A 3622-nucleotide genomic window follows, 5' to 3' on the forward strand; every position below is an offset into this window, starting at 1 on the left:
GAGACGTTTTTATTTCGCTTTTGGGGACGAGGTGCATGTGCTCGCTGTCCTTTAGAGCACGGGCATCCCCACAGAAATAGCAGTTGTTGAATCAAGGTTAGTTTGCATAGTGATTGTCCTAATGGGTATTTTAAGCTTTGGCGTTAGCAAAGTTCGCCATTCGCGCAGCGTCTCGCAGAGAAGACATCGCTTTAATCTTTTGCCCTGATTTTATTCTGCTAAAAGCAATTGTGATATTGTTCTGCTTGATAATGGGTGAATTATTGGGTAGAGTGCTATCGGGAGTAATTTGGGCAAAGGAGCAATTTGCAAAAAAACGATCGCACCACTTATTACCAGCAAACACCAAGAGCATAATTTTATGCCCAAAATTGCCCCTGCATACAAAAGCCGTTTGCTGAATAGAAGATATTATACATATATACATCTGCTTTCAGATATATTATTTTGTGCGATCGCGCAGCCGTTGCTTTTATTCACTGTTAAGATTCTTTCAATCAAATCCGGCTTAAATTGGTAGCCCAGAATTTTATTGGCTTAGATTGAAACTTGCCTTTTTATTCAGCTCTGAGTCAGTGAACCAACTACCGCTAACGTTTGTAGCAGTTGTAAGTCCTATTACTTAACTTGCACCTATCTGACTAAACAAGCCAAAAAAACAGAGGTTAACCGCTAAAGCGAAACGATTTGCGTAATTATTACGGTTGCATTCGGCTAAAAGAAGCAGTTCTTTAACCCCTCCACTAATTAATTAGTTGAAAATAAAGACTTTATTCAGCCCTGAGTATTGCGATATGCTCTTAAGTACAGTTCTCCGACTCAGAATGCTTGCAATCATTGAATCTTAAATTTTTATGCGTCCTCGCCAAGAAATTACCGAGATGTTCTCAACCTTCGCGCAACTTGAAAAAGACCGATTCAGCAATTGGCTAACTGATCGCAAACTGCAACGAAGTATCCAGAATTGCTTGAATGAGCCAGTAGATATTACTACTTCAGAAAACTTTTGGGCGCTCTATTGGCATAAAAATTGGCTGCGTCAATCGAGTTATCTAGCTGAAATGCATTTATCAGCTTACTTGCAAGAACCTTGTTACTGGGCTGCGGAAAAAATAGTAAGAAGATTTACTAATACTCAGTATGAGTTAGCTGATTATTTTCAAATGGCGATCGCAGAAGTCAAAACAATCCTAAACGATTTTGACTCCAACAAAAACTCTAGTTTAAAAACCTATGCATGTATGGCATTTTCTAGTCGGTTGAAAGACATTCTCCGTCAACGCAAGGAAGCTGATATATGCACTAACTGGGGATTGCTACGTAAGGTGAGCAAAAAGTTATTACTAGAAGCATTGCACAATGCTGGATTATCTCCTACGCAAATAGCCCAATATCGTTTAGCCTGGATTTGCTTCAAAACAATATATATCCAGAAGCAGCCTGGAGGTATAAACAAGCTACTAGAACCTAATCGCCAACTTTGGGAAGCAGTTTCTAATCTCTACAACACTGAACGCCAAAGCCAGCTAACTCCAGCCGGCCCAGAATACGACTACTCTTCAATTGAGCAGTTGTTAACCTATACAGGTATTTGTGTGCGTGCTTATTTATATCCAACCATTACTTCCTTGGATGTACCTAAACCAAATCAGGAGTCAAGCTTTATACTTGATTTGCCAGACCCCTCCGCTAAATCATTAGTAGCTGAAATCATCGCTCAAGAGGATGCACGAAACCGCCAAGAGCAACTCTTAAAGATAGATACTGTACTACTCACTGCTTTAAAACAACTTGATTCTCAATCTCAAGAGATAGTGAAACTGTACTACAAACAGGAGTTTACTCAGCAGCAAATTATCCAACAGTTGCAGATAAGTCAACCTACAGTTTCACGTCGGCTAATCAAAGCCAGAGAATCGCTGCTAGCAGCGTTAATTCTCTGGAGCCAACAAACACTGAATATTTCTGTGACTTCCAACCTAATTAAAGATATAAGTGCAGCCTTAGAAGAATGGCTGAAAATTAAGTATGTGAGGTATTAAAAATGGCTTGTGAGTTTATTAGCCCAACAGAATGGTTGTTAGAAATATCACCATCATTACAAATACGGTCTTGGGAAAAAAGCCAAAGCTATGCAACACCTAGTAGTCGCTGGTGTGCTTATATCAATCAAATTTGTCTTGATGCTATTTTAAATTGGCTAAAAACTGAATATGTTTCTGAAGCAGCAGCTTGGCCAAACATTGCTGCTTTGTCTACATTTTGGGAAGTTATTAATGGCACGGCAATTTCCATAGGTGAAACACGAGTAGTATTAATTCCTAGTGAAGTAATTGATGACAGTGAGTTAGAAGTACCTCAAGAATGGGTAGATATTCCCAGTTGGGCGGCAGACTATTATTTAGCAGTACAAGTTAAACCAGATGAGCAATGCATACGAGTGTGGAGCTATACTACTCACAAAGAGTTGAAATCTAGAAGTAGCTATGACTCTGTTGATCGTACATACTGCATGGATAGGCGGTATTTGACACAAGACCTCAGTGCTTTCTGGATAAGATACCAATTTTGTCAAAGAGAAGAGAATAAAGCCGAAATCACCTCATTACCAATATTGCCGGCGACTCAAGCAGAAAACCTTTTGCAAAGGTTAGGCAGTTCCTCTGTAACTTTTCCTAGACTTGCAGTGCCATTTACTATATGGGGAGCATTGCTAGAAAATGAACAGTGGCGGCAACGTTTGTACCAAGAACGACTGACTTTTTCTCATCAGGGAGTGAATCTGTGCCAGTGGCTATTGGGAATTTACTCCAATGGTTGGGAAGCATTAGAAACATTGTTTGGCAAGCACTCCAATAATTTAGCTTTCAGTCTTAGAAGTGAGTCTGATATCACAAATACCAGCTTGAAGCGAGCCAAGCTAATCGATTTAGGAATACAAATAAAATCTCAATCTGTCGTGTTACTTGTTGCACTCTTACCAGAGACAGAAACAGAAGTTGGTATTCGTGTACAATTACATCCTGCTCATGGAAAACCCTACCTACCTGCTAATGTTAAATTAGCTTTGCTTTCAGAATCAGAAAATCTACTTCAGGAAGTTCAAGCTAGAACCGAAGATAGTTACGTACAATTACCACGCTTTGATGTCCAACCAGGAGAAAGCTTTCTAATTCAAGTTGCTCTTGATAACTTTCAAATAACTGAAAGTTTCTTTATTTAGTCAATAGTCAGTAATGATTAGGCATTTTTGGGGCGTAGAGTATAAAAAAGACGGTGATGAATAAGCTAGTAGTTTTAAGTTTGTTGGGAGGTGATCTAAATCACGGATTTCCTGTTGTCACTGCTCAAGTTTGGGATGTTAACCAATCTTTAAGTATAAAATTTACAGGAAGTTTACCACCAGCACCAGAACTTTCAGACATATATAGAAAGTGGCGGTTACTATATCAAGCACTCTATCAACGTTTGAGTTGGCAACCGCGCATGAAAATCTATGAACAAGATGTGACTAATGTTTCTGTGACTGAATTCGGTAAAGTATGTCAACAATTAGAAAGCTATAGGAATCCTATTTGAGTTTTGAACAAGCTCCGTACATCTGAAGAGTGGCAAAGTCAAA

4 protein-coding genes are annotated in these 3622 nt (G+C 39.1%); 3 read left to right on the top strand and 1 reads right to left on the bottom strand.

Annotated features, from left to right (window positions below; genetic code table 11):
• Positions 1-130: 130 nt before the first annotated feature.
• Positions 131-355, bottom strand: a complete 225-nt coding sequence (locus tag PUQ00_RS32595; RefSeq protein ID WP_300424130.1) for a hypothetical protein — start codon at positions 353-355, stop codon at positions 131-133.
• 499 nt (positions 356-854) lie between these two features.
• Here PUQ00_RS32595 and PUQ00_RS32600 point away from each other — a divergent pair, with 499 nt between their 5' ends.
• Genes PUQ00_RS32600 through PUQ00_RS32610 form a run of 3 tightly spaced genes read left to right on the top strand, consistent with a single transcriptional unit; the run spans position 855 to position 3579 of the window.
• On the top strand, positions 855-2042 hold the full coding sequence (locus tag PUQ00_RS32600; RefSeq protein ID WP_300424132.1) for a sigma-70 family RNA polymerase sigma factor: 1188 nt from the start codon (positions 855-857) through the stop codon (positions 2040-2042).
• Between the two features lie 2 nt (positions 2043-2044).
• Complete coding sequence (locus tag PUQ00_RS32605; RefSeq protein ID WP_300424134.1) at positions 2045-3223, top strand: DUF1822 family protein; 1179 nt, start codon at positions 2045-2047, stop codon at positions 3221-3223.
• 56 nt (positions 3224-3279) lie between these two features.
• Entirely contained in the window at positions 3280-3579 is a 300-nt protein-coding gene (locus PUQ00_RS32610) for a hypothetical protein (RefSeq protein ID WP_300424135.1), read from the top strand.
• The last annotated feature ends 43 nt before the right edge of the window (positions 3580-3622 follow it).

The organism is Nostoc sp. S13 (genome assembly GCF_029379315.1).
In the GTDB taxonomy this organism is placed as follows: domain Bacteria; phylum Cyanobacteriota; class Cyanobacteriia; order Cyanobacteriales; family Nostocaceae; genus Nostoc.